The 6,652-nt window shown below is 63.1% G+C and carries 4 protein-coding genes; 3 read left to right on the top strand and 1 reads right to left on the bottom strand.

The window, feature by feature from the left end; all coding sequences use genetic code 11:
• On the top strand, window positions 1–3,244 hold a 3,244-nt coding region (locus tag ACIPHN_RS16545), incomplete at its 5' end, for a beta strand repeat-containing protein (RefSeq protein WP_400437815.1).
• A gap of 34 nt (window positions 3,245–3,278) precedes the next feature.
• On the opposite strand, the gene ACIPHN_RS16540 is transcribed toward ACIPHN_RS16545, so the two are convergent.
• Entirely contained in the window at window positions 3,279–4,775 is a 1,497-nt protein-coding gene (locus ACIPHN_RS16540) for a PLP-dependent aminotransferase family protein (RefSeq protein WP_400437814.1), read from the bottom strand.
• A gap of 183 nt (window positions 4,776–4,958) precedes the next feature.
• On the opposite strand from ACIPHN_RS16540, the gene ACIPHN_RS16535 reads away from it, so the two are divergent.
• Both ACIPHN_RS16535 and ACIPHN_RS16530 read left to right on the top strand, forming a co-directional pair.
• Complete coding sequence (locus ACIPHN_RS16535; protein ID WP_400437813.1) at window positions 4,959–6,014, top strand: threonine dehydratase; 1,056 nt, start codon at window positions 4,959–4,961, stop codon at window positions 6,012–6,014.
• Window positions 6,011–6,610, top strand: a complete 600-nt coding sequence (locus tag ACIPHN_RS16530) for a LysE family translocator (RefSeq protein ID WP_400437812.1) — start codon at window positions 6,011–6,013, stop codon at window positions 6,608–6,610. Before ACIPHN_RS16535 ends, ACIPHN_RS16530 begins: the two co-directional genes overlap by 4 nt.
• The last annotated feature ends 42 nt before the right edge of the window (window positions 6,611–6,652 follow it).

Here is a 6,652-nt window from a genome sequence, read left to right as displayed (position 1 = left end):
CGACGATACCTTCGTCGCCAGTGCGGCGGCCAATAATTTCGATGGCGGTGTCAGCACGGCCAGTTCGCATAACCGTGTCAGTTACGCCAGTTCCACCGCGGGCGTGACGGTCGACCTGAACTACACCAATGGCACCGGGACCTCGGGTGGTTATGCCCAAGGCGACACGCTGGCCAACATCCAGGATCTGACGGGTAGCAGCTACGACGATACCTTCGTCGCCAGTGCGGCGGCCAATAATTTCGATGGCGGTGTCAGCACGGCCAGTTCGCATAACCGTGTCAGTTACGCCAGTTCCAACGCGGCTGTGACGGTCGACCTGAACTACACCAATGGCACCGGGACCTCGGGAGGCTATGCCCAGGGCGACACGCTGACCAACATCCAGGATCTGACCGGTAGCAGCTACGACGATACCTTCGTCGCCAGTGCGGCGGCCAATAATTTCGATGGTGGCGTCAGTACGGCCAGTTCGCATAATCGCGTCAGTTACGCCAGTTCCACCGCGGGCGTGACGGTCGATCTGAGCCACACTGACGGCACCGGGACCTCGGGTGGATATGCCCAGGGTGACACACTGGTCAACATCCAGGATCTGACAGGCAGCAGCTACGACGATACCTTCGTCGCCAGTGCGGCGGCCAATAATTTCGATGGCGGTGTCAGCACGGCCAGTTCGCATAACCGTGTCAGCTACGCCAGTTCCAACGCGGCTGTGACAGTCGACCTGAACTACACCAATGGCACCGGGACCTCGGGAGGGTATGCCCAGGGCGACACGCTGACCAACATCCAGGATCTGACGGGCAGCAGCTACGACGATACCTTCGTCGCCAGTGCGGCGGCCAATAATTTCGATGGTGGTGTCAGCACGGCCAGTTCGCATAACCGCGTCAGTTACGCCAGTTCCAACGCGGCGGTGACAGTCGACTTGAACTACACCAATGGCACCGGGACCTCGGGTGGCTATGCCCAGGGCGACACGCTGGCCAACATCCAGGATCTGACCGGTAGCAGCTACGACGATACCTTCGTCGCCAGTGCGGCGGCCAATAATTTCGATGGTGGTGTCAGCACGGCCAGTTCGCATAACCGTGTCAGTTACGCCAGTTCCAACGCGGGCGTGACGATTAACCTGAACTACACCGACGGCACCGGGACCTCGGGTGGGTATGCGCAGGGCGACAAGCTGGTCAACATCCAGGATCTGACGGGTAGCAACTACGACGATACGTTTGTGGCGAGTCTGGCGGCCAATCACCTCGATGGTGGTGCCGGTTCCAATACGGTCAGCTATGCCGGCACCTCCAGCAGTGACGGCACCAATGGCGTGACCGTCAACCTCGCCACCGGCGTGGGCAGTGGCAACTATGCCGCCGGCGATACCTACGCCAATATCGAGAATGTCATCGGCAGCGACTACAACGACGTGCTGACCGGGTTCGCCACGGCCGGCGTGACGTCGGTGCTGACCGGCGGCAAGGGCGCCGACGTGCTCACCGCGATCGTGGCCAACCGTGCTTACACCTACGCCTCCTACGTAGGTTCGTCGGCCGGCGTGACGATCAATCTGCAGGCGGGTACGGGGACGGGCGGTGATGCCCAGGGCGATACCCTGTTCAATATCGACAACATCATCGGCAGCAGCAACAACGACGTGTTCTATGCCAGCAGCTACGCCAACATCCTCAATGGCGGCGCGGGTGGTTCGGACACGGTCAACTACTCCTTGTCCACCAGCAGCGATGGCACCAATGGTGTGACGGTCAACCTCAGTACCGGCATCGGCAGTGGCAACTATGCCGCCGGCGATACCTACGTCAACATCGAGAATGCGGTCGGCAGCGCCTACAACGATGCGCTGACCGGCTACGCCACCGTGGGTGTGCAGTCGGTGCTGGAAGGGGGCGCAGGTGCCGATACCATCACCGCCATCGCCGCCAACCGCGCTTACACCTATGCGTCGTACAACGGTTCGGCGCTGGGGGTGACGGTCGATCTGCAGAACGGTACCGGCACCGGTGGCGACGCACAGGGCGATATTCTGGTCAATATCGACAACGTCATCGGCAGTGCCCAGAACGACTTGTTCTATGCCAGCACGCATGCCAACATCTTCTATGGCAATGGTGGCGTGGATACGGTGAGCTATGCCTATTCCAACGTGGGCGTGACCGTCGACCTGACCAACACCATCACGGCTAGCGGCAGCGGCTACGATGCCGGTGACAAGTTCTACAACATCTCCAACCTGATCGGTGGTGCCGGCAACGACATGTTCTACGCCAGCAACATCGCTAACAGCTTCGATGGCGGTGGTGGTTCCAATACGGTGAACTATGCGCGCTCGGGCAGTACGGCGGTGGTGGTGGACCTGTATCACGGCACGGGTTCGGGAGGGTATGCCGCCGGGGATACCTATACGCACATCCAGAACGTGGTGGGCAGTGCCGGTAACGATACCTTCTATGCCAACAGCGACACCAACACCTTTACCGGTGGTGGCGGCACCGATACGGTCAGCTACTACTATGCCAACAGCGGCAGCTCGAGCACGGCGATTACGGCCAACCTGGCCACAGGACTGGGATCGGGCGGCGATGCCGCCGGTGACCAGTACATCGGCATCGCCAACCTGGAAGGCAGCGCCTATATCGACAGTACCCTGATCGGCAACAGCGGTGCCAATACCCTGTCGGCGCGCGGCACTACCACGACCAACGTTCTCAATGGCGGTGGTGCCAGCTCCGGCACCGATATCTTCAACGTCTTTGATGGCGGCCACAACACGGTGACCGTGGGCAGCGGCACCAACATGATCAACGTCAGTGCCGGTTCGCACAGCTCGGCCGGGGCGCAGAGTGACATGGTCAACGAGACCACCGGCGTGTCCAACATCAACTCGATTAGTGGCGGCGCTGGTGTGACCACCTTGCACTTCTCCGACCTGGGCAGCAGCCTGACGCTGAGCAATTTCTCCAGCAAGGTCAGCGGCCTGACCAACCTGGACGTGAGTTCCGGCAGTGGCACCAATATCGTCATCACGGCCCAGGACGTGATCAACATGGGCCTGGCCAGCGGCGCCACTTCGCATCTGCTGACGGTGACGATGAGCAACAGCGAGAGCTTGCAGATCATGGCCAACGGCTCGGACCACTACGTGTACTTCCCCGGTACCACCGACTATGCCTTCTACAACGCCTCCAACCAGGAGGTGGCCCGCATCCACCTGGTGACGGCCTGATTGCGTAGTCCGGCGGGATGATAGGGCGCTGTGTTCAGCGCTCCATCGCCCGCTCCAGGAAGTGCCAGATGCCCGGGTCGGCCATGCTGGCCACGTTGATGCGCATGCGCGTGGAGGGTAGCTGCGAGGGCGAGAACAGGCTGCCGGGCGCCAGCAGGAAGCCCTGTTCCATGGCGGCTTCGGTCATGACATTGGTATCGCGTCCGGTGTCGACCCACAGGAACATGCCGCAGGGCGGCGGATCACCCACTTCCATGCCCAGTTTTTCGAGCTGGCGCATCACCTTGTCGCGTCCGCCATTGAGCCGCGCGCGCAGCCGCTCCGCATGCTTGCGGTAGTGTCCTTCCGAGAGCACCTTGTAGGCCACGCGTTCGCCGATCTCGCCAGTGGTGAGGGTGGAGAGCAGCTTGCGGTCGGCCAGGCTGCGCGCCAGGTCGGCCGAGGTGGCGATGAAGCCCACCCGCAGGTTGGCCGATAGCGTCTTGGAAAATCCGCCCAGGTAGATCACCCGCTGCAACTGGTCCAGCGCGGCGATGCGGGTGGCCGGCTGCACCGCCGAGCCGGGATGCATGTCGCAGTAGATGTCGTCCTCGACGATGATGAAGTCGTGCTCCTCGGCGATGCGCAAGACCTGGAAGGCCTTGGCCGCCGACAGCGAGGTCGAGGTCGGATTGTGCAGCACCGAGTTGATCACATACAGCTTGGGTTTGTGCACGGCCGCCAGTTCGCGCAGGCGCGCGATGTCGGGGCCATCGCCCAGGCGCGGGATGCCCACTACCTTGGCGCCCAGCGCGGCGAAGGAGCCGAACATCAGGAACCAGGCCGGATCATCGACGAAGATCACATCTCCCGGCCGCAGGAAGTGCCGGGCCACCGTATCCAGCCCCTGGGTGACGCCGGTGGTGAGCACGATCTGCTCGGGCGCGGCGGCGATCTCCAGTTCGGCCAGCTTCAATTGCAGTTGCTGGCGCAAGGGCAGGAAGCCCTGTGGCGTGCCATAGCCCAGCAGCAGCGAGGGATTGTCGCGGCTGACCGCGCGCAGGGCGTTGGCGATCAGTTCGCCATCGAGCCAATCAGGGGGCAGCAGGCCTCCACCGGGCATCTTGTGCGGTGGCATCTGGCGGAACATGTTGCGCACCAGCCAGACCACATCCAGCCCGCGCCCCGCCTCGGCGGCGGCTTCCGCCTGGGCGGCAGCCAGGCCGTAGCCACCGGCCAGCGACGAACGTTCCTTGACGTAGAAACCCGAGCCCCGGCGCGATTCCAGATAGCCCTGTGCCACCAGCCGGTCATAGGCTTCCACGACGGTAAAGCGCGAGATCTGGTTGGCGTCGGCGAACTGGCGGATCGAGGGCATGCGCACGCCACTGCGCAAGAGCCTGTCATCGATGCGGGCGCGGATGCCGCGCACGATCTGCTCGACCAGCGATTCTCCGCTCTCGCGCAGCAGCAGCGGCCAGCCGGGCAGGGTGGCTTCGGCGTGGGCTGTATCGTGCTGGCGTGGGCGCAATTGCTTGACTGTATTGGTCATTTTGCCGTGACAATAATCTTGATTAAGTGAAAAAGTGTACAGGTACTGTATCGGTATTGTCGGCTAGGATGACTTCCATGACAAGAGCCTGCGTGATGCAGCCGATGGCGCCGCAACTTGCGCCATCATGCTGGAATCAGCCACAGGCTTGCCAATGATCCCTATTTTTGCCGGAGATACACCATGACCCAAGCCGCCTGTACCTTGCTGCCCAACCTCGCCGAGATCGAGGAGGCCGCCGGTATCGTCTATGCTGGCATGGCGCCCACACCGCAACTGTGCTGGCCCTTGCTGAGCCAGGCGCTGGGCGCCGAAGTCTGGGTCAAGCATGAAAACCATGCCCCCACCGGCGCCTTCAAGGTGCGCGGTGGCATGGTCTACCTGCATCGCCTGGCGCAACAGCAGCCGCAAAGCCACGGCGTGATCTCGGCCACCCGTGGTAACCATGGGCAATCGGTCGGCCTGGCGGCGCGCCGCTTCGGCATGGCCGCCACCATCGTCGTCCCCGAGGGCAACAGCCGCGAGAAGAATGCCGCCATGCGCGCCCTGGGTGTGGAGCTGGTCGAGCACGGCAGCGAGTTCCAGGAAAGCCGCGAACACGCCCAGCAACTGGCCGCGCAACGCCAGCTGCACATGATCCCGTCCTTCCACCGTGACCTGGTGGCTGGCGTATCGACCTACTGGATGGAGCTGTTCGCCGCCCAGCCGGAGCTGGACCTGGTGCTGGTACCCATCGGCCAGGGCTCGGGCATGTGCGGCGCGGTGGCCGCGCGCAACGCACTGGGTCTCAAGACCCGCATCATCGGCGTGGTTTCAGCACATGCGCTGGCCTACAAGCTGTCCTTCGAGGCCGGCAGCAAGATCGAATCCCCGGTATCGACCCGCATCGCCGATGGCGTGGCCTGCCGTGTGCCGGACCAGGCCTCGCTGGAGGTGATGCTGTCGCAGGTCGACGAGGTCATCGCCGTGAGCGACGACGAAGTCATGGATGCCATGAAGCTGGCCTACATCGCCACCCACAATGTGGCCGAGGGGGCCGGGGCCTGCGCCATCGCGGCGGCCCTGCAGATCCGGGGCCGCCTGCGTGGTCGCAAGATCGGTGTGACGCTCTCCGGCGGCAATGTCGATCACGACGTGTTCGCCCGCGTGCTCATGCGCGCTGCGCCCGTGGCCGATACCTTGCTGGCGCCGGCCCAGGTGCTCACGCTGCCCCAGGATGGGCAACGGAGGACGGCATGATCGAAGCCTTGTTGCCGCTGATGTCCTTTGCCTTCGTGTCTTCCATCACGCCCGGCCCCAACAACATCATGCTGACCTCCTCCGGGATCTGGTTCGGTTTTCGCCGCTCGCTGCCGCACATGCTGGGCATCACCTTCGGTTTCGGCGTGCTGCTGGCTTTATGCGCTTTCGGTATAGGCGAGCTGGTCGTGGCACTGCCGCAGCTGGTGATCGTGCTCAAGGCACTGGGCTGTGCCTATCTGCTGTACCTGGCCTGGCAATTGCGCCGCATGGGCGTATCTGGCGCGGGGGAGCGGGCGGCCCGGCCGATGTCCTTCGCGGCGGCGGCGGTGTTCCAGTTCGCCAATCCCAAGGCCTGGGTGATGGCCATCACCGGCGCCTCGGCCTTCATGCCGTTATTGCATAAACAGCCCGCCTGGCTGGCGATCCTGATCTACTGCCTGGTGTTCTGCGCCATCAACCTGCCGTGCGTGTCGGTCTGGGCCGGTGCCGGTGCGGTCTTGCGCCGCTACCTGGAGCGTCCGCTGTGGCGCATGGTGTTTGCCGCCACCATGGTCGTGCTGACCGTGTATTCGGCGCTGGCGATCTGGTTCTGAGTCCGTCGGAAAAAGACGCAAATCCTTTATATCGTTTACTCA

The organism is Herbaspirillum sp. NPDC087042, assembly GCF_044745245.1.
Classification (GTDB): domain Bacteria; phylum Pseudomonadota; class Gammaproteobacteria; order Burkholderiales; family Burkholderiaceae_D; genus Herbaspirillum.
Note: the sequence above shows the minus strand (reverse complement) of the source record. Positions and strands in the feature narration are given on the sequence as shown.